We start from the raw sequence: 23,131 nt of genomic DNA, 5'->3' as shown, positions 1-23,131 counted from the left end.
CGTAGATTCACGCCCTCAATCACATTCGTATTGTCATTGCTGCTACTTCTGCATTCTGCCTCTGTTGAAAGCATGTGAATCACTCAAGGAAAAACCGTCCTTTTGCTACAGAAACAGTGCTGCCCGCAATACGCACTTCGCTCACCCGGCCATCGCTCAATTTTGCACGGCCGTAAATACCGCTCGGCCGGCCCATTTCAATGCCCTGCCGGAGATGCACAACGTTGTCCGAGGCAGCCAGGTCATGCGCGACAAGCCATGCTGTGGCGCAGCCTGCTGCCGACCCCGTCGCCGGGTCCTCACCGTTGTAAAACTGCATTCGCGCCCTCCATGTGCCTTCTTCCCCGGGCGCTATTGCATAGATAAACTTTGCGTCGGTGCTGCGGAGATAGTCGTCCGCTTCTCGCGCATGGAGAGACAGCCTTCCCAGTGCCTCGACGGAACGCAGCGGCACAATGCAGAACGGCATACCGGTAGAGACGGTCTGCGGCTTCCACTCTGGGTGCAGATCCTCCACCGCAAGGCCCAGGATAGCCGCCAGTTGCGCGCTCTGATGGTACGCACCGAAGACCGGCTCCGGCTGTGTCATTTCACCGAAGACAGATGCCCCCGTACTGCGTTCCGGCGAAAACCTCACTGGTACTATGCCTGCATTCAAATCAAGCCGCACGGTCTCCGCGTGCGCATATTCGGCGCATGTCTCGCGTATCGTTGCCGCTGTACCCAGCGTGGGATGTCCTGCGAACGGCAACTCTTCCTGTGTGGTGAAGATGCGCACCCGCACACCGCGTTCGGCTTCCACTGCAGCTTCCCGCCGGCAAATAAATGTTGTTTCCGAAAGATTCGTTTCTTTTGCCAGGGCCTGCATCTGCGTACCGGTCAACGCGCCACCGTCGAGAAACACCGCAAGCTGATTACCTGCGAGCCGCGTCTCCGTGAACACATCGCAAAGACGGTATTCAATTTCTCTCATATGCTCTTCGGAATTGACACAATTCCCCTTCCCGCTCTAGGCTAAGAAACGATAGACGATGCATCTGGCACGATGTCCCGCATCGTCTGCAATTCAGATATGACAAATTTCGCTTCCATCTGCCCGTATATGTGCCGCTGCTGTTGTGACCATCGCACGTGCGGGTGTGAATGAGCGAATCGAACGAATCAGGTTTCGACAGACACTCAGAACCCACCCGCAGCCGGGTGGGTTTTACATTTGGTTCTTACGCTTGCACAACCGGTATCAGGATTCCACTGAAGAGGCAGAAAGAAATATGTCACTCCGCATAAACGATATCGCCCCCGACTTCACTGCCGAAACCACTCAGGGCACCATTCATTTTCATGAGTGGATCGGCGACAACTGGGCCATTCTCTTCTCGCACCCCAAGGATTTCACTCCCGTCTGCACCACCGAACTCGGCGCCGTCGCCGCTCTCGAAAGCCAGTTCGCACAGCGCGGAGCCAAAGTCCTCGGCCTCAGCGTGGATCGCGTCGACGATCACAGCCGCTGGGCAAAGGACATTCAGGACGTCAGCGGACACGCTGTAAACTATCCGATCATCGGCGACCCCGAGCTGAAGGTTGCCAAGCTCTACGATATGCTCGCCGCTGACGCCGGCAATACCTCTGAAGGCCGCACGCCGGCGCTGAATGCGCCAGTACGTACTGTCTTCGTTATCGGCCCGGACAAGCGCATCAAGCTGACGATTTCGTATCCCATGTCGACCGGCCGCAACTTTGATGAAATCATTCGCGTCCTCGATTCCATCCAGCTCACCACGCGGCATAAGGTTTCGACTCCCGCGAACTGGAAACAGGGAGACGATGTCATTCTCTCCGGAGCCGTAAGCAACGAAGAGGCGGATAAGCTGTATCCTGGTTACAAGACAGTGAAGCCTTATCTGCGCACTGTTCCACAGCCGGAGTAAACACGCAGTTGGTTGTAATTTGTATCGCTCCGCTGCGCCGCCCCGCGCAGCGGACAATGAGCACCGGTGGCGAAGTGGCTAACGCGCTGGTCTGCAAAACCAGTATTCGCGGGTTCAATTCCCGCCCGGTGCTCCAGATTCTCTTAAGCCTCGGAACAATTCCGAACAGGCTGCTTCGCATCGAAACCTGCCATATTGACACACGTCAGTGCAGCAGGACTGCATCGATGTTCGCCACATATTTTCGTGACCGCTGGGCTTCATCCGTATCCGGAATAAGCGCAATCACCGTACTGAAATGCAGGCGCGCCTCGCGCAGCAGCTCTGGATTTCCGTTGCCGTTATATTCTTCGGCGTAAACGAGCCCCAGCCGGTAATTTGCATACGGATCGTCGTGCACATAGCTCAGAGCCTTCTGGCAGGACTCAGCAGCGGCGGAAAATTGTTTCTGCATCCAGAGACAGTCACAGATGCCGACATTCGCCTGCGCCCGCAGCTCGCGCCAGATATCCTGTTCCGCCGCTCGCTTCTTCACGCCGAATCCGAAGAAGCTGCCGAGAAGGTAATAATTCAGCTGGCCCCCGAGAGCACTGTTAAATTGACTTAGCGCCAGGTACCGGCTGTATTCGGGGTTCGCTTCCGTGCACTGGTTTGACAGCCGTAATGCTTCGGCCAGCCACAGATGCGCCTCCCCATTCGATGGAGTGATCTTCACCGCCTGCTTTCCCGAAGCAACCGCCTGGTCATAACTTCCTTTGCGTACAAATGCCTGCGATTGCAGATACCAGGCCATCCCGTTCGATGCATCGCGCTGAATAACCGCATTCGTCTGACGAATCGCCTCATCATAATCGCCTGTATCGAGCAGCGCCGCCGCATAACTTAACCGGGCTTCCAGATAATCCGGATCAATCGCGATGGCTTGCTTCAGGTAGGTCTCTGCTTTCTCCGGATCATAAAGAGCCTGCCAGGTCCTGCCCAGATAGAGCGCCGCCTGACTGTACTGCGGGTCGAGCTGCAGCGCCTGCTCGAAATCGACGGCGGCCTGCTTATAATTCACTGCAAAACCTCGAGTGTAGAGTTCCACACCTTTGTCGAAGGGTTCTTCCGCAGCGTGATTCTTCTGCCTGGCAATCAGTATGCGAATGCTGACCGAGGTGTCCTGTCCTGGATATACCTGTTCCTCGCGCGGCCCATCCGGCTCATACCCCAGATGCACACCCTTCACGGTATGCGGCCCCGGAGCCATGCCAGGCAGACGTAATGGCTTGTTTTTATCGATTACACCAACGCTTTTTCCGTCGAGCCAGACCTCCACGCCATCCATGTTGGTCTGCACAACAAGAGTGCCGTAGCGTGGCGCGCCGGGACAGTTGGCCGTGCATTTAACCGAGCGTCCCGGGTTGTAGGCCAGCACCATATTCGGGTCAAAGCTGCCGCGGTCCGAGGTTGGATTCTGCAGCGTCTTCGTCGCCAGACGCACATTACTGCGCACATACTCAGCCAGCTCATCGGCTGTCACAATGCCGTCACCGGATGCGTCGGCTTCGCCTTCCAGTCCGCGAATCACGTAGTAAGTAAATATGCCGTGTCCGCCACCCCACTGCGGGCTCTCGAAACTCTGCTCGCGATCCCGGCTGGCAGTGAGAGAAAACGTCGAGACATCCAGGTTCAGCAGATTGTGATTCACCTGAGCGGTGTCATCCTCCGGAGTAATGGAGCCGCTATGGCACGCATCCGTAATCAGCACCTTCCACTTGCCATGAATCTTTGTACCGATATCTCTTCCCAGGTCTTCCATCGGGTATGCTGTATCGGCCAGATGCATCGGATCAACATCCGTCGTCGCGAGATACCCCTTACCTCCCGCGATAAATCCATGCCCGGCAAAATAGATCAGCACGCGATCGTCTGGTCCCGTCACCGACGGGAGCCATTCGGTCAGCTCGTGGCGCAAATTCTGAAGCGTCGCCTGTTCATTGATCAGCTTATGCACATTTTCGGGGGGAAAATTCCCTCCCTCTGCGCTGATCAGCGTCGTGTACATATCCTCCGCGTCACGGTCAGGAAACTGTAACTGAGCCTTCGCCGGGAGGTGCGCGTAGTGCGATACGCCAACGACCAGCGCATAGCTGTGAGGAATTGCTGGTGCGGGAGAAGGGTTAGCCGTCGTTTCTTTTACATGCGTAAGATCGCGGCTCTGTTCCTGTTGCGGCGCATCTCCCGATGCAACCGCAGCATTTTGCGCTGCGGCAAAATAGCCCGCGAGTGCAACCATCACCAGTATCAGCATGCAGCGCTTCATATTTACCTGTGTGCCAGTCGAAACTGATAGATCAGCGGCCCCATAGCACCATCCTTCGGAGCAACCACCGTGGCAGCCGGCTTGTTGATGACTGTGATGTCGCGAGGCGTTGCTCCTGGAGTGATTGGCAACTGTGAAGGCAGCGTTTCGTCGGGACTCACCGAGCGCGGCCCGGCCAGCACATCAACGCACTCACCGCGCGCTCGAAATACTGAATCATCACATCGCGGCAGGAGTGCAGCGGGGGCGCTGGGCGGCGGAGGCTCAGCCGGCAGCGGATGCGGTGGCGACACGGCAGCCTTTTCCATAGGCACCGGACTGATCAGAAAATAAACCGTCTCATATCCAGGAGGATCATCCACGCGAAACCACGATCCATTCGTTGCCGGAATCAGATATTCCTTATTCTGCTCGACACGGTTTGCGTTCTGTACTTCCTGCACAGGAAACAGCAGCAGATACTTTCCCGACGTGCTCTGGTCCATCACATAGAGATATCCATCGAAGGACGAACGGAAACGGAATCGAACCAGATCACCCGCATGAAAAATATGCTGCGGATTTTTCACTTCGACCTTATTTCCAGCCTGCTGCTCCACAACGATCCCCATATGAGGCGTCTGCGCGAACAGACTACCTGGGGAACATATAAGAACGATCAGCAGAAGCCCTGAAGCGGAGGAAGAGGCAAAGCGTTTTCGCATACGTGCGTGACCTCAGCGAAGCATCTTTATTCATGATCCAGAACAAGCGATGCGACCACACGGGAGCCGTGCGACTCGGCAGAGAGCGAATTCACCACATAAATCGCCTTTTCGCCAGACTCTCCGCTGCTGCCGCCATTGCTGGTCGCCGGGGTATTCACCTGTTCCTGCACCGGAACCAGATCGCGACTGGCAAGCTGCTGTACCAGCGCATCGGTTATGCGGTTCGACGCCTCCAGCCTTTCTGTGCCGGGCATCTGAGCCGGAGCCGGAGTGCTGCTCGCAGGTGCTTCCTGACCGTTATTCCGGAGACCGAAAATCGCTCCATCCAGATCCTGGATCGGATCAAGGCTCAGCACGATGAAAAGGTGCTCTTTGCCTGCCTGCTGATTCAGTTCGAAGGCGCCGTCGCCCGGAATTTCATACACCTTCCCGGCCTCTACGTAATTGGATTCACGAGCCGCGTCCTGACTGGGAAAGATTGGCGACCAGTTCCCGCTCGATCCCTGCTGGATGATATAGAGATACCCGGCATGATTTGCCATGATGCTGATCTTTACCCGATCACCACTGTGAAAGACCGTCGACGGCATCACCTCGACGTACTTTGCATCAGCATTCTTTTGCAGCAGCGTATAGCGAAGACCGATACGATCGCTTGTCATGCTTACGAGATGCGGCTGCACACCATAGCCATTCGCCGTCACCAGTTTCGGGTCCAGCTGATGTTTCACTGCCGCTGTCTGCTTCACAGGTCTTCGTATCGCTGCGGTTTTCTTTTCGGGAGGCTTCGCCGCAGCGGCACCTGTGGTTCCGGGATTGGGTGCAACACTCACCAGATCGCTCGCAGACCAGAAAACATCGCGCGCGCTCATCCCGGACACAGCATTCTGCTGTTGCGCCACCACCGTTGCAGCGGCCAGCAGCATAACGATCACCGGCAGCTTATGCATAGGAACTACCTTCCAAAAATAAGCAGATGCAGACGGGAAAGAAGGCCTTGTTGCGGCACAGCACGCACGCAGCGGAATCCAATGATCGGCGAATGCTGGTCTGAAGGGAAACCCCTCCGCATAAAACACCGGAAGAATACATCACCGTGTGGAGAAAAACTACCGCCTTTAATCGCATACCAGCGTCTTGAGAAGTCCGGACTGCCCAGCAGCGACCGCATGTCCGTAAATTCACGGTCACCTGCCGGAAAGACTGTAGCCGTCCATTCGAAGACATTCCCGGCCATGTTGAACGCTCCATAGGGGCTTTTGCGATCGGGGAAAGACTCAACCGGCTGGACAGTCGTCGGCACACCGGTTGTCCATGCATCGCTGCCCCAGGGATAAGGGCGTCCATCCGTTCCGCGCGCTGCCTTCTCCCACTCCTCTTCCGTTGGAAGCCGCTTGCCCACCCATGCAGCGTACGCTGAGGCATCGTCATAGCTGACGCCGGATACCGGATCGTCCGGCTTGTCTGCATAGCTGTCGGCATTTGGCGGTGCATGTCCGGTAGCCTCGATGAAGTGCCGGTATTCCCGATTCGAGACCTCCGTTTCATCGATGTAATACGCTGGCAGCGATAACGTCTGCTGTCTGCGCGGCGCATCGGGAGAGTTGTCGCCATAAATAAAGCTGCCTGCCGGAACCAGCACCATCCTGCCATGCGCATCCTGAAAAGCCGAAGCCGGATGCTCCGGAAGGAAGAACGCAACAGACAGAGGGGCGAGCAACAATACAACGATTGTCAGCGCCCAAAGACCCTTCGGCTTTTTCCTGGCTGCAGCACGTGGCTCCCTCTGGGCAATAGTGGATGTTGCCGCCATAGGCGTTTCAGAAATAAGCGATGACACTGCAGTTGCCGTCTTCACAGGTGCGTCTGAGAAATCGGCACTTTGCCTCGACCCGATGTTGGCGGCACTTATCGTTTGCATATTCGCCGGTGTACCTGTGATCGGCTGGTGCAGGTCTTCCTCGATTGCCATGTTCAGCTGCGGCCGTAATTGCCCGGGCCCCGAAGTGGCGCCCAGATTTCGCAACTCCTCCAGAAACCGCTGCGGGCTTTGATAACGATCTTCCGGCCGCTTCTGCAGCATCTTCTGCACCAGTTGCCCGCATATCTCGGGCAACTCCGGCTCCACGCTTAGCAGATCCGGCGGGGCCTCCGTCAGATGCGCCATCTGAATGGCCGTTACCGATTCATGGTCGAACGGCCGCTTTCCTGTCATCAGCTCGAAGAAGATCACACCAAGCGAATACAAATCGCTGCGCACATCGCACGGCAGGCCGCGAATCTGCTCGGGACTCATATAGCAGGGAGTGCCCAGGCTTTCTCCTGGCCGGGTGAGCCCATCCGATACGTCGGCTGCCTTCGAGATGCCAAAATCCAGAATCATGATCCGGCCATTGGTATCCAGCAGCATGTTTGCCGGCTTGAGGTCGCGATGCACTACCTTATGACTCTCGGACCAGATCAGCGCTTCGGCAGTCTGTGCAATCACGTTAGCCGCATCCGGCGGAGCCAGCTTGCCGTTCCGGCGAAGCCAGCTCGCCAGATCTTCTCCTGAAATGAACTGCATGATGATGTAGTGCAGGCCATCCCCCTGACCGATATCGAAGATCGGCACGATATTCGGATGGCCGGACAGCGTTGCTGCCGTCCTCGCTTCCTGCTCGAAGCGCGCCACAATCTGCGGGTCCTGCGCAAGATATTCGGACAATACTTTCACTGCAAATGCGCCGCCGTGACGGCGATGACGGGCAAGAAACACCTGAGCCATGCCTCCGCCTCCGATGCGGCGCATGATCTGATACTTCTCTCCGAGCAGAGCTTCCAGCTGTGCAAGCTGCATTTCTTCCATTCGCATTGGTTCGCCATTATACGACCTGGACTAAACGCGCCCTTTGAAGATGCGGCGGAATGATGTTCTGCACCTGGAAACGATTTGAAGGATGCACACACTATCCCGGCAGACGTTCTGCGTGACGGCTCATGCATGGCTATAACCGCCATTTCGCAGTCTTTTAAATTTATTTGCTCGCCGATTGAAGCAAGGGCGATAATGGCCGCGCTCTCGTGTTGACACCTGCCGCATCGCGCACCTGCAAACCGATTGAGGCTCTATGTCCAACGAAGCTTTTCCCGATATTCTGCGAAATCCTGCGGTCAGCATCGCTGCAATGCTATTGATCCTTGCAGGAGGCTGTGGGACAACTCCCACCGGGGTTCCCGTTTCTCCCTCCGGCTCTGCCTCTGTTGGCGTCACCGCCGGCCCCATGCTGGGTTATGCCTGGGACAGCACGGCATCCGGACTTCGACCGATCTACGGAGTGCCCGGAGCTGCAGAGTTCGGATCACCGCAGTATGCCGGAATGGGTTACAGCAATGCTTCCGTCTGCATGCAGAAGAGTTATGCGCTTTTCACGGGCACAAAAGGTCAAACTTTCCTCGCTCAACTCCCCGCGGGCACGCCTGTAACGATCACTGCTCAGTCAGGAGCAAAGGAGCAGATTGCTCTAAGCCCATCCTGCTCTGCAGCGCTTCTTTATGCGCAGGACAGTGCCGGTGCGGTCCTGATTACCGGCTTGCCTGCGGCGCCCCAGGTGCAGACTATGGAGCTGCCGTCTTCCGGTTCCCTGACCGCGGCTGCAGTCAGTGATGCGGGAATGGTTCTCGCAGCCTTTGGCCAGCCCGGTGGCGAGATCGCCATCGATGTACTCTCCTCAAAGAGCTACTCGACTGTGACGAATGTTGCCACTCTGGCGGGCATGACGTTCATCGCATCTGCTGCTGCACCTCAGAATGAGAGCGCAGTCATTGCGGACGGCTCGAAAGGTACAGTCTGGCTCGCGTCGAATCTCACATCTGCTGTATCGCTGCAACCTATCGCCGGCACCGAACAGGGGGTCTCACAGCCATCGGCTATTGCTGCCTCCGCCGATGGACGATGGCTGACCATCGCTAATCTCCGAGGCACATCTCTGATGCGGATCGACCTTACGGGTCAAACCTCTATCACGCAAACTGCATGCCGCTGTGCAGCGGCAAACCTGCGCCCGCTCAGCGGCAATAGTACCTTTTTGCTCTCCGATCCATCATCCGGTCCTGCCTGGGTCTTTAATGGTGATGCTGTCACTCCACGCACTTTGTTTATCCCCGGAGTTCGCTCCGTTACTCAGGGAGCGGCGCAATGAAGCACCTTCGCCATATCGCCACTCGTTGCAGCATTGGGTTCGTCATCGCGGCGGCGGCTTCTTCTGTTCTGCTGCGCGCCCAAACTGTCCCGCCGCCCGCGGCGTCCGCAAGTGCCACCTCTCTCACTTCGAGCAGTCCTTCGCTCACGCTTCCCGGCAGCCTCACACTGACCTCTGTGGTCTCCGCTCCCAAAGGCGGCGGTATGCCCACCGGCAAGGTCAGCTTCTTCTATGACGGCACAAATTCTCTGGGCAGCGCTTCTTTGTCCATTCTTCCGAAGACACAGTTATTCCCTGCCGGACTGACGCGCACCCTTAGCTACGGAACGAATCCATACGCCTTTGGGGCCTCGGGCTTTACTCAAACCGGTCCCATCAATATCGCTCTTTCTGATCTTCAGGTTCTGAGCCAGGAAGATGGTCCGGTGCTGGCTATTTTTCCCACACTCGGCCGCGGAGGCTTCAGTGCCTCTTCCGTACAGACTCTGCAGACGCTGCCCGCCGGCTACTATATTGACGCCGTAACCAGCGGCAATTTCAACAACGACGCTAATCGCGAATTTCTCATTCACCTCACGCCCTACCTTTTCAGCTCTGAAACGTCTTCTTTCAATGGTCAGCTTGTTATTGTCGATTCCGCACTCAACACGGTTTCCACACAAACGCCTCTTCCGAATTGCCTGGGTACTACGGAGGATGGCTCCTGCGATGAGTATGATCCCGACGCGGAGAATCTGGCCGTCGGCGATTTCACCGGAGATGGCTTTGATGATGTGGCCTCACTCGTAACAAGCGCCGGAGCGCCCCTTGAAAACGTCACAGATGGCGTCTATCGGGTTGAGGTTCCGATCATTCGCATCGGCATTAACAATACTCAATCGGGTTTCACCTTTGGCGCGAATGCCGTACTTCCTGGATTTCCGGATGTGCTTTCAAATAAGCTGACAGATACGTATTGCCCCAATGCCATCGCAGTCGGCCGTTTCCGTAAAGGCGGCAATCTCGATGTAGTTTCTGTCGGCCAGCAGACTGCATATACGAATATTCCTTCGTCGGGCTTGTATCCCGGTGACTGCAGATACCCCGTCGCTATGGGTCATCTTGTTCTGCTCCTTGGCGATGGCAAGGGCGGTCTCGCAGCTCAGCCTGCTCTTTCACTTGGCAGCAATCCGGCAGCCGTGGGTGTGGCCGACTTTAATCTGGATGGAAACGACGATGTTGTCGTCGCTGACGCGACCGATAATACCGTCGAAATCCTCTACGGCAAGGGCGATGGAACCTTTTCCACCCAGGCCTTTACCATCTCCGCGGGCAATGCGCCATCAACACTGCAGGTCGCCGATTTCAATGGAGATGGTTACCCCGATGTCGTCATCGGCGACAGCGGAAATAACAACGGTTCAAATGGAGATGGCAATACCTATGTCCTCATGAATGATGGCACGGGTAAGCTTCTTGCTCCTGTCCTTATCTACACCGGCACAGGTCCGGCGATCGCTATTCTCGCGAAGGACATGAATGCAGATGGACTTCCGGATGTAACGGTTCTGCAACCACCTCCATCCGACAGCGATCAGGAGACCCTGGCTTCAGTTGCCATTCAACTCAGCACAGCATCCGCACAGGCCGTTCTCTCCACCGCAGCGCAGACGCTGCCGGCGGGAAACCATGCACTGACTGCCACCTTCCCGGGAGACGCTAATTTCATTTCCAGCACATCGCCTGAGGTCCCCGTTGCGGTTACACAGGCTACACCTGTCCTTACCTGGCAGCCACCCGCTGCAATCGAGTACGGCACTCCTCTGGGAGCGGCACAGCTCAATGCCACAGCCAGCGTGGCGGGCAGCTTTACCTACCAGCCCGGCGCAGGTTCTGTTTTGCTGCCCGGCGTCTCAATGATCACAACTGCCTTCACACCCGCGGATAGCTTTGACTATGCACCACTTACTGGCTCCGTTCCAATCACGGTAAATCCACCCCTGCTCACGGGCATCTCACCCACAAGCGCAAATCTGGGCAGCCCCGCCTTTGTTCTTACCGTAAATGGACAGGGTTTTACGCAGGGGGCTTCTGTCTTCTGGAATGGCACAGCGCTCGCGACAACATTCGTCAGCCGGAACCAGTTGACGGCAACGGTGCCTGGGGCGCTGCTGACCGCTACCGGAAAAGCTTCTGTTACGGTTACAGATCCTGGTCCGGTCTCTGTGAGCGGCTCGGAAAGCTTCGCAATTGTTGCTCCCACGGCAGTCGCCTCTGCGAATGGCCCGGCTATGAGCGATCCTGGCTCACAACCATCCATTCAGTTATCGCTGAGCCCGTATCCGGCTCCTGTAACTGTTACGGCGTCTCTCAGCTTTGCACCAGCTTCGCCTGATCAGCCAAACGACCCGAAGGTGCTGTTCGCAAATGGAACGAGGACCGATACCTTTGTCGTCCCTGCAAACTCCTCGGCCGCTATTCCATCCATTGATTTGCAGGCTGGTTCAACCGCGGGGACCATCACCATCACCATCCAGCTTTCTGCCGATGGAACGGATATCACCCCCTCAGCGCTGGCTCCTGTCATCATCGACGTCCCGGCAGTGGCGCCCATTATCATGAGCGTCATGCTTCAGCGAAACGGAACGGGCATGCAGATCGTGGTCACAGGTCTGTCATCTCCTCGTGACATGTCCAATGCGCAGTTCCAGTTTGAGCCCGCTCCCGGAGCATCGCTCAAAACAAAAGATCTGACCGTCACGCTGACCAGTGCTTTCACCACCTGGTACCAGAATGAAGACTCTACCGCCTTCGGTACTGCGTTTCAGTACACGCAGCCATTTATTCTCGACAGCGACGCGACAGATGTTAAAATTGTAACCGTGATACTTACAAATTCAGCAGGATCATCACAGCCCGCGTCTGCTCAATGACGCGTGCCGTAAGAAAAGACACAGCCATGCTTATTTATCGCCTGTTTCTTCGGATTGTCGCTCTCTCTCTTTGCATGCTGCTTGCCGGCGGAGACCTGTTGCCTGCCAGTGCCCAGTCAACGGCGCCTCCGAAGTCTCTGCAGATCGTTATTCTGGATGGCGAAGGCGCGCTCAACAACATTAAGCTGCGCACAGCGCATGAACCGATCGTGCAGGTGCAGGACGAGAACCACAAACCAGTTGCCGGCGCCCTGGTGTTCTTCCTGCTGCCGGATTCCGGTCCCGGCGGGTCATTTCTGAATGGGGCAAAGAGTCTCCAGGTAACCACGGATGCAGAGGGCAAGGCTGTAGCTCATGGCTTTGTAAGCAACCGCGCCACCGGTCAGTTTCAGATTCAGGTACGTGCCCAATACGGCGACCTGAAGGCACAGAACTCCATATCGCAGCAGAATATCAGCGAAAGATCCGGCAGCCACGCGTCCCAAACCGGCCATCCCATTTTGAAATGGGTGCTTATTAGTGGTGCCGTAGCTGGGGCAGGTGTAGCCATCGGCATCGCAGCTACACAGGGTGGGCATTCCACCACAATCATTCCCGGTACGCCTACAGTGGGAGCGCCATAGAGACGCGGGCCGCTGGTGTTCTCAGAACCGCTGAAGGGTTATGCAAACATCTCGTTTGACGGCAATATGTACCAGCTGAAAGCAGACGATTCTCCTCTTTGCAGGAGATGATCGGTCAGGCCTTCTCTGCGCAGCAGGCATATGCTTTTGGCATATCTTCGTATTCATCATGACGACGGACGAAATCCATCGTCGTCTTCTCATTGCGTCCCTTTGGGGCGCGATCGAGAATCATCAGCGTACCGATCAGCTCCTCTCCACCACGCGCATACGTGGAATAAGTGTGGAAGAGGCCGCCGGTCTCATCTTTGTAGAAAACGCTAAGGCCCGGTAGCTCCGTCCCTGTGAAGCCAGGCGGTAATGGTGTTTCAGTGAAGTTATAGGCAAGCTTTCCGGCTGTCAGATCGTCGTTATCAAACGACACGTGATAGTCGTAGTTGAAATCACTGCCAAATGCAGAAGCCCACGGAAATTTCCAGCCCATGCGCTTTTTATAAGTCTCAATCTCCGCAAGCGGTGCGCGTGATACGGCGGTCAGAGTAACGTCGTGATGATTGAGGTGAGGGAGCGCTCCATCGAGGTGATCCACGAGAAAGGAGCAGCCCGGACAGCCAGCTTCCCATCCAGGGCCGAACATGAAGTGATAGACCATGAGCTGGCTGCGATTTTCAAAGAGTTCCGACAGGCTCTTCTTTCCTGTGGGCGTGTCAAAAATGTATTCCTTTTCGACTTTTACCCAGGGAAGCGCGAGCCGCTCTGCATTCACGCGATCGCGCAGATGGGTCGCTTCTTTCTCCTTCGCCAGCAGCGCGCGACGAGCGATCAACCACTCTTCCCCGGATACAACAGGATGATTCTGCATGATGATTACCTCACACTGACGTTCGTTCTTTGACAGAATACGTTGATATCAACTATTCTGGGCACATGTCAAGTACCATGAAGCCTTCCTATGAAACTACGCTTCTGGTCCGCGACTGCTGCCTGTGCCTGCATGTGCAACGGGCAGCGCGAGCATTAGCTCGTCGTTTCGACGAAGCGCTGCGTCCGCTCGATCTGACCAATGGCCAGTTCTCGCTGATGATGTCCCTGAATCGGCCGGAACCACCGGCAATGGGCTCTGTTGCCTCTCTGCTTGCTATGGATCGAACAACCCTGACCGCGGCGCTCAAGCCGCTGGAGCGGCGAGACCTGATTCACATCACCGCCGATCCGTCGGACCGGCGCAGCCGGCTGCTGGCGCTTACACCAAAGGGGAGAAGTTTGCTCGCTCGCGCCGTTCCCATTTGGGAGCGCGAGCACCTTGAGATTGAAAAGCTGATTCCTGATGGCGATCCCGGCAATCTCCGGAAAAGCCTGATCGCGCTTTCCTGACAGGCCGCGTCAGGAAAGCGCTTCTGTGCGAGTGGACCAGCCGGCTCTGGCGCTATCTTTCCGCTGCTTCGTCCTCAGATGCCTCTCCGAACTCAATTGCTTTTGCACCTTCGTGCAGACGCTGATCTCCGGATGCAGATGCGTCGCCGGAAACCGCATAGGCAACAGCCGCTCCGATCAATGCAGGGATGATAAACGCATGCCCCCCCGTCGCTTCAGCGACAAAGACGACCGCGGCAAGCGGCGTCTTATAGCCGGCGGCAATGAAGGAGGCCATTCCCACTGCGGCATACAGACCAGGAATGGAGCTGTGGACGATGCACTGGGCAAAAGCCGTTCCAAGACTTCCACCGGTCAGGAACAGCGGGACGAACATCGCGCTGACGCCGCCCGCGGCCAGAGTAAACAGTGTCGCCGCCAGCTTGAGCACACTGAAAATCACCAGCTGAACCGTGCCGTGATGCTGGTTGAGTATCTCTCCCACAGCCTCGTAATTCGGCCCAAGAGGCACAAGGTTCCCCTGATATATATGCAGGAAGAGAAGGCCGCAAAGACCCGTCAGCAATCCGCCAATGACAAGCTTCAGCCAGTGGGGTATAGCCCACTTTACAAAGAAGCTGCGTGCCCGCCGAAATGTGATCACGAATGCCATAGCGACCAGGCCGATCAGCAGGCCAAGTAATGCGCTCCAGTAAAGATCAACGCGCGCATACGATCTTGAGCTCGCGAAGTTGAAGAGCGGCGCTGCTCCCAGAAATGAGCTGAGCGTCACAAAAGAAACCACCGACGCAATCAGAGACGGCACCAGTGCTTCGTGCGCCAGGTCATCGCGATACGGCATCTCCAGCGCAAATACGATGCCGGTAAGCGGCGCACGAAAGACCGCCGACATTCCGGCCGCCGCGCCGCAGATCAGCATAATGCGCCGGTCGCGATCGCTGAGACGCAGACGGCGCAGCTTCGTCCAGAGCCACGAGCCAATGGCCGCGCCGCCATAAATACTCGGCCCTTCCAGGGCGGCACTGCCGCCAAAGCCCACCGTAGTAATGGCTGCCAGGAGCTTGGGCACGAAAGACCGCATCCCAATCTTGCCTTCGTGCTCGTGATAAGAACGAATGATCTCTTCGGTGGAGTGCTCATTCGGGTCCGGAGTCAGAAACTGCATGATGAGCCCGGTAAGAAGGAAGCCCAGAACCAGGCCGGGGACAATCGCCCAGTGATGAAGCAAAAAGTAGCTGAGAACCGCCGGCCACAGCTTGTCCAGAATGATGACGGCAATTCCGGTGATGATCAGGCCGGTCAGCACCCCGATGATCGGAGAAATAATGAGCCACTTGCGAAGATCGCGCGCATAAACCACGCTCAGGTCTTCGTGCACCAGAGGAAGATATCTGCGCAGCAGCGGATGCCTCAGCGCTCTCATCGTTCTGTGTTTTTGCCCTTCCGCCGGCTTGCTTCTCATTTGCGGTCTTCCTTTTCGCGGGTAAAGTTCTTCAATCTGTGAGCGGGTTTGCTGAGGGCTGGCCTCCCGGCAACGTCCGTTGCCGCGTGCCCTGCAGCCAGCTGTGACTTTCGTTTTTGGGGGTTCAGCGATCCGGCCCGCACACGCCGAACCTCTTCCTGGTGGAGCAGCGCCAGACGCGACAGAATCTTTTCCCCCTGGGAGGTAAGAGACACCACCACGAGTCTTCTGTCAGATTCGCTGCTCTCCCGGCGTACCAGACCACTTTGCACAGCGCGGTCCACCAGGCCGACAACTGAATTATTTTTTTCCTGGAGGAATTCGGCCAGCTCCGAGATCGTCGCTTTGCCCGTACCGGTAAAACCGGCAATACCCAGCATCAACTGATGCCGCTGCGGAGTGACCCCGCATTCCCTGGCCGCGTTCTCACTAAATCTAAGGAACTTCCGGAGGCTGTAGCGGAACCACGCCAGATCCTGAATGATTTCGTTATCGATGAGCGGTTTCATCTCTGATGAGCCTGGACCGCAGGCCGGAGTCTGCGGTGAAATGGAATTAGATCGCGATACGATCTAATTTACATCTCAATACGATCTTTTTCAAGAGTCGAAGGTAACAACATCGCCGGGGACAGCCAGTGCTCATCGCACACGGCGCTTCACTCCCGCCCCGTCATGCCGGGAATATCTTCATCCTTCTTCAGATTATTGGGGCAACCGCAGATGCTGTGCTTTGTTGCGCAGAGATTATGTCCTAGCCTGCTGCAACAACCGTCTGCTTTTCCACCTTCGCCGGATCAAACTCGATATTGAAACCGGTCCCCGCCGGAAGTGCAAAGTGCGCGCGGAGTGGTTCTGGTGGATGCTTTTCAAAAAAGTAGTAAGTCGGCATTTTAGGGGGCGCCAGAAGGTATTCCGCGAAAGGGAAGCTGGCCGGCGACTGGCTGAAGATTGTGTGAAGAGCTGCATGCACGCCATGACCATGAGGCACCACAGGAATCTCATAGACCGAAGCAAGCGTACCGATCTTTACCAGCTCCGATATGCCGCCACACCAGTCCGGGTCAGCCTGGATAATGGAGATGGCTCCGGCTTCCAGAAACTTCGCTGCATCCCATCTTCCGAAAAAATGCTCACCGGTAGCTACAGGGATGTTCGTACTCCGCCGCAGTGTCTGAAACGCATCCAGCTTGTCGGTGGTGACAATCTCCTCAATCCAGCGCGGATGATACGGCTCTGCACGGCGCGCCCACTCCAGCGCATAACTCAGCGTCCAGCCGTTAAAGGCGTCGAACATCAGATCGTCATAATCTCCAACTGTCTCGCGGAGAATCTGTACCATTTCGATGTTCTTCTTCAACCCGTCCTCGCCCGAGCCTGGCCCATAAGGAATAAACCACTTCTGCTTTGTGTAACCGTTTTGCTTATTGATCTCTGCGCGCCTGCGCAGCGCATCCGGCTGTACGGAGTAGTTCAGATTGCTCGCATATGCCTCTACGGTCTGCCGCCCGGGGCCGCCAAGGAGTGCATATACCGGTATGCCATAGTACTTTCCACGCAGATCCCATATTGCATTGTCGATCGAGCTGATAGCCATGCACTGAGCACCGTCGCGGCCAAACGGCGCCGAGCGATACATCTCGTCCCATAATGTTTCCTGCGCCAGAGCATTGCGTCCCAGCAAAAACTTCCGGAAATGGCCCAGCACCAATGGCGCATCTCCATCGATCGGACCAAACAGGCCATCGAGCCCCTGCCGTGTCCGCAACCTGACATACGTGCTCGACACCGGAACAGTCCGCATCTGCCCCGGATGCTCGACATATTCCGGCGGCCGCATATCGTCGTAAATGTATTCCCCTTTGACCTGATACTGATCGTCAATGCCGATGTCCACTGTATGGTGGCCTTCCAGATGGATCAGCTCTACTTCATCGATGATCAGCGGCCCATTGCTTCGCTGAAAATCAAAGAGCATCCCGACAGGAGTATTAAGCGGCTCTGCGGCGGCAACCAGAGTTGTGACCGCACCGGCAATCGATCCAAGCAGAAATTCCCGACGCCTCATTGATCGCACCTCCCGGATCGAGCCACCAGCTTATCAAACCGAAGAAACAGGAAAAGACTATTGCAGCCCTCAAATCAATCTGCAGATTTTCTTAAAACACTTTGCCCTTCAATTTTCTGCTGACGTGTAACCGTAATGCGCTAATATGAGGAGCCTGTGCATGAGACCTGTCATTCAGGAATCACACAGGCTGCCCTCCCCCTTCGCGGCCTGCCGCGCACAACCGGCCCACACAGGTAAACCATCTTCGCGGGTAAGAGGGAAAATGAGCACGCAACCTCAGCTTTCGCTGTCCGATCTGAAGAGCTTTCCGCAGCTTAGCCCCGACGCCTTTCAGCATGCCGACGATCTGGCGGCGACAGCAACATTACAGAATGTACCGGTCTTCCCCGCAATCGTGAAGTTCATCGCGGGCGGCGTCACAGAGAAGGCGACCCGGCTCCATCATCTCTGCCAGTCCATCCGGGTGGGACCGTCTCAGGCGGTCAGCCTGTACCGTATCTACGTCAAGGCCGCGGAGATCCTGTCTATTCCGGAACTACCCGAACTCTTCATCAGCCCTGAAAGCGGCGTGAACGCCTACTCCATGGGGATGAATCATCACTCAGTAGTGGTGACGCGCGACCTGATTGAAACCATGACTATGCCCGAAATTATGGGCGTTTTGGGCCACGAGCTGGGCCACGTAAAGTGTGGTCACATGGTCAACAAAACCATCGCCAGCATGATCGCTCAGTTCGGCGTCGCAGGGGTTGCCAAACTGATTCCAATTGCGGGAGAAGCGGCACTCTTTCCGATCATGGCTCACCTTCAGCACTGGAGCCGCATGGCAGAGCTTAGCTGCGATCGCGCTGCGCTTCTTGTCGTGCAGGATCCCAAAATCGTCGCCAGCCTTCTTGCCAAGCTGGGCGGATGGCCGGTTTCGCTCGGCGATATCGATTTTGAAGCCCTGCGCGAGCAGGGCGAAGAGTACGACGAGCTGGACAATGATTCTGTTGCGGCCGTGCTCAAGATCATCAACATGCTGCAGAGCGAAATCTATCTCTCCCATCCACTGCCGATTCAGAGAGTCAGAAAAATTCTCATGTGGGGCGAGTCCGATATGTACCGAACAATCCTCACGGGAATTTATCCCCGCCTGGATCAGGCGCTTCCGGATCGCCGCTGCCCCAATTGTGGAGCAAAGGTGATTCCGGGCAGTCAGTTCTGCAGTAACTGCCAGACCAGACTGGACGTGAGTCCGCTCGAGGACAGTTGCCCCCGATGCGGAAGTCCCCTTCCACATCCCCTGCCGAAATTCTGCGGTTATTGCGGCAACCCGCTGAGCGGCCCCGCCACGCTCAGCAGCTGAACTCCGTCTGGTAGAACGCTCCCATGCCACTGCAACGCTTCAGGCCGACACAGGAGCGTATTGTGCCTGAGCTACATCATGCGATACGACCATGGTGCCGGCCAGCTTGTCTCCGATTCTTTCGCGAGTCAGAATCACCATCAGCGCTTCAACCAGGATGACGAAAAGCTGAATGGGATAATCCGTCAGGCCAATGTACGGAATCAGCAGTGGCAATACCATTATGGCAAACGGGAGATTACGCAGAATCCGCTGCATCGTCGTCGATCGGCCACCGCCGCGGCTGACGATCGCCAAGCCAAGAAGCGACTTGCCCGGGCTCGCGCCATTAATGTCCCGTAAGAGCCAGTACAGGGCAATAATCGGCGTGATAATCAGCCCCACAATCGGGATTGTCCCGACCAGAACCAGGAGAAACGCGATGCAAAAATCGATGAAATAGGCTCCGAAGCGACGGCCACGCGACACCGGAGTTATCGCTGCAACATCGGCAACTTTTTGCAGACGGCGTCCGCAGTTCGGGCAGAATTCAAGCGCAGCATTTTGAATTACCCCGTGGCGTTTCGTGTAGTCGCACTCTGGATTCGTGCAGATTGAAGCCATTTCGTTCTCTCCGGGGGAGCGAATGATTCGAGAGTGTAGCAAACGGGAAACCAAAGAAGAAGCACAAATATTGCTTCTTCTTCAAAGGGCTTCTGAGCCAAGCTCTCGTACCAGACGCCGTGCCATTTCGTGTCCCTGACCAGCAGCCCGCTCGGCCCACAGCAGGGCTTCGCTGTGATCGGCCGGCGCGCCGTATCCATGCATCAGCATCCACGCCAGATAATACTCAGCCCCGGCATGGCCCGCACCGGCGCACTCACGCATAGCCTCCAGAGCACGCGGGTAATTCCGTTCGACGCCCCTTCCATTCAGATAGAGCAACGCCAGGTTATACCTGGCATCCGTAATTCCCTGTGCCGCCGCACGATCAAACCAAACTGCAGCTTCGCGTGCATTCGCAGACTCACCGCGTTCCTGCAGCAACATCTGCCCCCAGGCGAACTCGGCCGGGGCGTAACCCAGCTTTGCCGCAGTCTGTATCCAGCGAGCGGCTTCAGGCTCGCTGCGCACCACGCCATTTCCACTGCGGTAAGCGAGCGCGAGCTTCCACGCGCTTTCCGCATGCCCCTGCTCGGCCGCTGCCCGAAACCACCTGACAGCCTCAGCAGGGCGGAGTGTCTCGCTCTGCTCATCCGAGTAGTGAACAGCAAGCCGGTATCGTGCTTCAGCATCTCCACGCATGGCCGCCGCCTCACACGCCCGCCAGTCCTGGTCCCCTTCCTGCTTCTGTACAGACGCCTCTCCGATAAGCCTTTTCAGAACGTCGCCGAGCTGCCTCAGCGCTACTTCATTAAGTCCCGCCGTTGCATCGATTGTTTGCACCCGATCGAGGTAGTAAAGCAGGTCGCCGCCAAGCTGAAATTTTTCCAGTCGAAACGGCACCAAAATGCGCTTGCTTCGGAAAGCAAGATGCACTTCATTGGCAACATCGCGCGACCGGTTAGAATTGCGCGTCAGAACGAAAACACAGGCCACCGCGCTCTGAATTGCCTCAACAATCGGGGTCTGATAGAACTCCGCTGCAGGCTCATCCCGATGAGCAATCCAGCACGGAACTCCCACGCTCTCCAGAAACGAGCAGATGGTATCGACCGCCGCGCGGTCGGCATTCGAATAGCTGATAAAAACATGATTCATCGGCGTGATTGCAGCGCTCCTGATCGGTTCTTCCATGTATCTTTGCGGCGGTTCAGATTCCCTCCTCGAATACTTCCGGAGCGTCTGTCTCCCGTTTCAAAAGGCACGCTCCGCCGGCGGCAACGGCTGCAAGCAGATAGGCAGCAGCAAAATGCCACGGCAGCGTCGATCCCGCCTGCCATGGCAATACAAAGGTCCCCTGTGCCGTGGGAGAATGAATCACGCCGAAAAGACAGAACAGCGCTCCTGTCACAAGATAAAACGCGCTGTGCCGGAAGCGCCGGTCGATCAGTTCGGCCGTTGCCGCTCCCCACAGAATCGCTGTAATGATGAATCCGTTGCTCAGCAGAATCAATGCGTGCAGTGACTCGCCGGTCTCACCGGTAATCTGACTTATCTGCGCACCGACAGCCGAAATCACCGCATTCACCTGCAGCACGACCAGAAATGCCAGCGAGGGCAGCAGCGAAATCGCCACAGCTACGCCATGCCGCTTTGGGCTCGCCAGGAACGCCTGCGCAATCACCTCCAGCCCGATGTACACCAGCACCGGCGCAATCGCAGAAGCCGGAATTGCGCCGACAAAGAACGGCAGAAAGCCCAGCATCCCGCCGAGTCCAATAAACAGACCGGTCAGGATGGCGTATCCCGCGCCCGCCCCCATCGACTTATATGCCGGATGGCCAATATATGGCGTGCTCTCCACCACGCCACCGCACAACCCCGCGGCCAGGGTGCAGAATCCCTCCGTCAGCAGAATGGCTCGCGTGTCATATTCATCTCCGGCAACCGCCGCGCTTTCTGTGTTGTCGATGCCGCCCACCACCGTCGACAGCGAGAACGGCAGCGCAATCGGCAGGAATGCCCATGCCTTCGAGAGACCGCCCAGGAATGCAAACGACGGCCAGGGAAATGCCGGATGCAATGCCATGGAAACCGGTCCCGCTCCCGTCAGGAGAGGACTTCCCAGGTGAATCTCCCGCAACAGGTAAAACGCTGCGATCCCCGCAAGCGCCGAGATCAGCGCGCCTGGCAGCCTCCACGGCAGGCGCATCCGGGCCACCAGCGTTACCAGCAGAATGCTCAGCGCCAGCATGCCCGGAACCGGATCGGCAAAGACCTTCAGCAGGGGCAGCACCCCGATCAGCGCCAGCCCGGCCCCGCCAATCGACCCAAGCAGCGCGGCCCTCGGCACAATCGATCGCACGCGGTTTCCGGCAAATGACAACGCAATTTTAAAGACTCCCGCCAGCACTGTAACGGCCATACCGATCTTCCAGGCCAGCATCGCATCGTGCGTCAGCAGATAGGCCGGTCCGATCACCGCAAATGACATGCCGAAGATGCTCGGCGCATTCAGCCCCAACGGCATGGCCGTCACATCGTCGCGGCCCGTCCTGCGCGCCAGCCGTCCAGCCATCCATGCATAGATCAGATCGCCAATGAGCACTCCCACCGCCGTGCCCGGAACCATCCTGTACAGCACGATCTCACGCGGAAACTGGAACGCACCGATCAGAATGCTGGCCAGAATCACCAGATTTGCCACGTTATCGAACATCAGCGCAAAAAACGCATTCAGGTCGCCTGCGCGAAACCAGCGATAGTGGCTCATGCTCTCCTTCTATGTGCCAAGAATGCACTCACTATATCTTCTCCGTCTCCTCTCGACACCCCGAATTCGACGCCTTCACCTCTTTTGAAATCGGCCAACACGAGAAAGGACCGCCTGTATCGCCCTGCTTCGACTTTTGCAGGTAAAACCAGACACTCATCTCTGTTCTGAAGCCGCACGGGCTTCAGTAAAATCGGAGAACAACGGGGAGCACACAACGCATGCTGGAAGCAGCCGAAGCGGTCAGACAACTTACACAGGCAGGAGCGGCGCTTGCCGGCCGGGGATGGCTGCAGGGCACCTCCGGCAATCTCAGCGCCACGCTTGCTTCCGACCCACTCCGTCTGCTCATCACCTCCAGCGGTCAGAACAAAGGCAATCTTACCCCGCAGAGCTTCGTGCATATCGATGAACAGTGCCGCGTTCTGCAGGGCGAGGGACGACCATCTGCCGAGGCCGCTCTCCACGCCGTCATCGTGCGCCAGCGCAGCGCCGGATCCGTTCAGCACGTGCATTCTCCCTGGGCAACGGTCCTCTCCGGCTTCTACGCAGGCGCCAAAGGCATCACGATTGCCGGCTACGAAATGCTCAAAGGACTCTCCGGCGTCACCACGCACGAACATTCCGAATGGCTGCCGGTCCTCGAAAATTCGCAGAACTATACTCAGTTATCGGCAGAGCTCGAAACGCTTCTTCGCGAGTATCCTGATATACATGGTGTGCTCCTGCGGGGACACGGCCTCTACACCTGGGGAGCCGACGTCGCCGAAGCACAGCGCCACGTCGAAATCATCGAATTTCTGCTGGAAGTCGCTGGCACCACCGACATGCTGCGCGGCCGCTTTGCGCAGGCACAGTAGCTACTG

General features: G+C 56.9%; 19 protein-coding genes and 1 tRNA gene. 8 read left to right on the top strand and 12 right to left on the bottom strand.

Translation table 11 applies throughout. The features are described 5' to 3' along the window. Window positions 1–79: 79 nt before the first annotated feature. The gene (locus tag D0Y96_RS08300) at window positions 80–973 is read right to left on the bottom strand and encodes a PhzF family phenazine biosynthesis protein (protein WP_117298915.1); all 894 of its coding nucleotides are present in this window, start codon (window positions 971–973) and stop codon (window positions 80–82) included. A gap of 298 nt (window positions 974–1,271) precedes the next feature. Here D0Y96_RS08300 and D0Y96_RS08295 point away from each other — a divergent pair, with 298 nt between their 5' ends. After that, on the top strand, window positions 1,272–1,928 hold the full coding sequence (locus tag D0Y96_RS08295) for a peroxiredoxin (RefSeq protein ID WP_117298914.1): 657 nt from the start codon (window positions 1,272–1,274) through the stop codon (window positions 1,926–1,928). A 60-nt stretch (window positions 1,929–1,988) separates the two neighbouring features. Further along, window positions 1,989–2,064 (top strand) — tRNA-Cys (locus D0Y96_RS08290). A 69-nt stretch (window positions 2,065–2,133) separates the two neighbouring features. On the opposite strand, the gene D0Y96_RS08285 is transcribed toward D0Y96_RS08290, so the two are convergent. From D0Y96_RS08285 to D0Y96_RS08270, 4 genes are all read right to left on the bottom strand, one after another. After that, window positions 2,134–4,233: a tetratricopeptide repeat protein gene (locus D0Y96_RS08285; protein ID WP_117298913.1), complete on the bottom strand. Its 2,100-nt coding sequence runs from the start codon at window positions 4,231–4,233 to the stop codon at window positions 2,134–2,136. Between the two features lie 2 nt (window positions 4,234–4,235). Then, on the bottom strand, window positions 4,236–4,844 hold the full coding sequence (locus D0Y96_RS08280) for a DUF4384 domain-containing protein (protein WP_215601614.1): 609 nt from the start codon (window positions 4,842–4,844) through the stop codon (window positions 4,236–4,238). Window positions 4,845–4,963: 119 nt separating this feature from the next. Then, a complete protein-coding gene (locus D0Y96_RS08275; RefSeq protein WP_117298911.1) occupies window positions 4,964–5,890 on the bottom strand; it encodes a DUF4384 domain-containing protein in 927 nt (308 codons plus the stop codon). 5 nt (window positions 5,891–5,895) lie between these two features. Further along, window positions 5,896–7,779, bottom strand: a complete 1,884-nt coding sequence (locus D0Y96_RS08270) for a bifunctional serine/threonine-protein kinase/formylglycine-generating enzyme family protein (RefSeq protein ID WP_158562316.1) — start codon at window positions 7,777–7,779, stop codon at window positions 5,896–5,898. A 271-nt stretch (window positions 7,780–8,050) separates the two neighbouring features. Here D0Y96_RS08270 and D0Y96_RS08265 point away from each other — a divergent pair, with 271 nt between their 5' ends. The 3 genes from D0Y96_RS08265 to D0Y96_RS08255 are packed head-to-tail and all read left to right on the top strand — an operon-like array spanning window position 8,051 to window position 12,656. Further along, window positions 8,051–9,121 carry a hypothetical protein gene (locus D0Y96_RS08265; protein WP_117298909.1) on the top strand — a complete coding sequence of 357 codons (1,071 nt, stop codon included), beginning with the start codon at window positions 8,051–8,053 and terminating at the stop codon, window positions 9,119–9,121. Then, on the top strand, window positions 9,118–12,033 hold the full coding sequence (locus D0Y96_RS08260; protein WP_117298908.1) for a choice-of-anchor Z repeating domain-containing protein: 2,916 nt from the start codon (window positions 9,118–9,120) through the stop codon (window positions 12,031–12,033). The genes D0Y96_RS08265 and D0Y96_RS08260 overlap by 4 nt, the downstream gene beginning before the upstream one ends. Window positions 12,034–12,059: 26 nt before the next feature. Further along, entirely contained in the window at window positions 12,060–12,656 is a 597-nt protein-coding gene (locus tag D0Y96_RS08255; protein WP_147324973.1) for an Ig-like domain-containing protein, read from the top strand. A 115-nt stretch (window positions 12,657–12,771) separates the two neighbouring features. Here the strand turns inward: D0Y96_RS08255 and D0Y96_RS08250 are convergent, their stop codons facing one another. Further along, window positions 12,772–13,518 carry a DUF899 domain-containing protein gene (locus tag D0Y96_RS08250; RefSeq protein WP_117298906.1) on the bottom strand — a complete coding sequence of 249 codons (747 nt, stop codon included), beginning with the start codon at window positions 13,516–13,518 and terminating at the stop codon, window positions 12,772–12,774. Window positions 13,519–13,547: 29 nt separating this feature from the next. Here D0Y96_RS08250 and D0Y96_RS08245 point away from each other — a divergent pair, with 29 nt between their 5' ends. Continuing rightward, on the top strand, window positions 13,548–14,030 hold the full coding sequence (locus tag D0Y96_RS08245; protein WP_252263612.1) for a MarR family winged helix-turn-helix transcriptional regulator: 483 nt from the start codon (window positions 13,548–13,550) through the stop codon (window positions 14,028–14,030). A gap of 52 nt (window positions 14,031–14,082) precedes the next feature. Here the strand turns inward: D0Y96_RS08245 and D0Y96_RS08240 are convergent, their stop codons facing one another. The 3 genes from D0Y96_RS08240 to D0Y96_RS08230 form a co-directional block, all read right to left on the bottom strand. Then, on the bottom strand, window positions 14,083–15,453 hold the full coding sequence (locus D0Y96_RS08240) for a chloride channel protein (protein ID WP_117298904.1): 1,371 nt from the start codon (window positions 15,451–15,453) through the stop codon (window positions 14,083–14,085). Window positions 15,454–15,488: 35 nt separating this feature from the next. Beyond that, window positions 15,489–16,001, bottom strand: a complete 513-nt coding sequence (locus tag D0Y96_RS08235; RefSeq protein WP_117298903.1) for a MarR family winged helix-turn-helix transcriptional regulator — start codon at window positions 15,999–16,001, stop codon at window positions 15,489–15,491. Between the two features lie 244 nt (window positions 16,002–16,245). After that, window positions 16,246–17,559, bottom strand: a complete 1,314-nt coding sequence (locus tag D0Y96_RS08230; protein ID WP_117298902.1) for an enolase C-terminal domain-like protein — start codon at window positions 17,557–17,559, stop codon at window positions 16,246–16,248. Between the two features lie 265 nt (window positions 17,560–17,824). On the opposite strand from D0Y96_RS08230, the gene D0Y96_RS08225 reads away from it, so the two are divergent. Further along, a complete protein-coding gene (locus D0Y96_RS08225; protein WP_158562315.1) occupies window positions 17,825–18,910 on the top strand; it encodes a M48 family metallopeptidase in 1,086 nt (361 codons plus the stop codon). Window positions 18,911–18,949: 39 nt separating this feature from the next. Here the strand turns inward: D0Y96_RS08225 and D0Y96_RS08220 are convergent, their stop codons facing one another. The 3 genes from D0Y96_RS08220 to D0Y96_RS08210 form a co-directional block, all read right to left on the bottom strand. Continuing rightward, window positions 18,950–19,513 (bottom strand): RDD family protein, encoded by a 564-nt coding sequence (locus D0Y96_RS08220; protein ID WP_117298900.1) that lies wholly within the window; start codon window positions 19,511–19,513, stop codon window positions 18,950–18,952. A gap of 81 nt (window positions 19,514–19,594) precedes the next feature. Beyond that, a complete protein-coding gene (locus tag D0Y96_RS08215; RefSeq protein WP_158562314.1) occupies window positions 19,595–20,650 on the bottom strand; it encodes a toll/interleukin-1 receptor domain-containing protein in 1,056 nt (351 codons plus the stop codon). 52 nt (window positions 20,651–20,702) lie between these two features. Beyond that, on the bottom strand, window positions 20,703–22,265 hold the full coding sequence (locus tag D0Y96_RS08210; protein ID WP_199480217.1) for a SulP family inorganic anion transporter: 1,563 nt from the start codon (window positions 22,263–22,265) through the stop codon (window positions 20,703–20,705). 221 nt (window positions 22,266–22,486) lie between these two features. Between D0Y96_RS08210 and mtnB the strand changes: the two genes are divergently transcribed. Further along, a complete protein-coding gene (gene mtnB / locus D0Y96_RS08205) occupies window positions 22,487–23,125 on the top strand; it encodes a methylthioribulose 1-phosphate dehydratase (protein ID WP_117298898.1) in 639 nt (212 codons plus the stop codon). Window positions 23,126–23,131 lie beyond the last annotated feature (6 nt).

Origin of the sequence: Paracidobacterium acidisoli (assembly GCF_003428625.2) — a bacterium.
In the GTDB taxonomy this organism is placed as follows: Bacteria; Acidobacteriota; Terriglobia; order Terriglobales; family Acidobacteriaceae; genus Paracidobacterium; species Paracidobacterium acidisoli.
The sequence above is the reverse complement of the archived record's forward strand: the minus strand, read 5'-3'. Positions and strand labels throughout refer to the sequence as shown.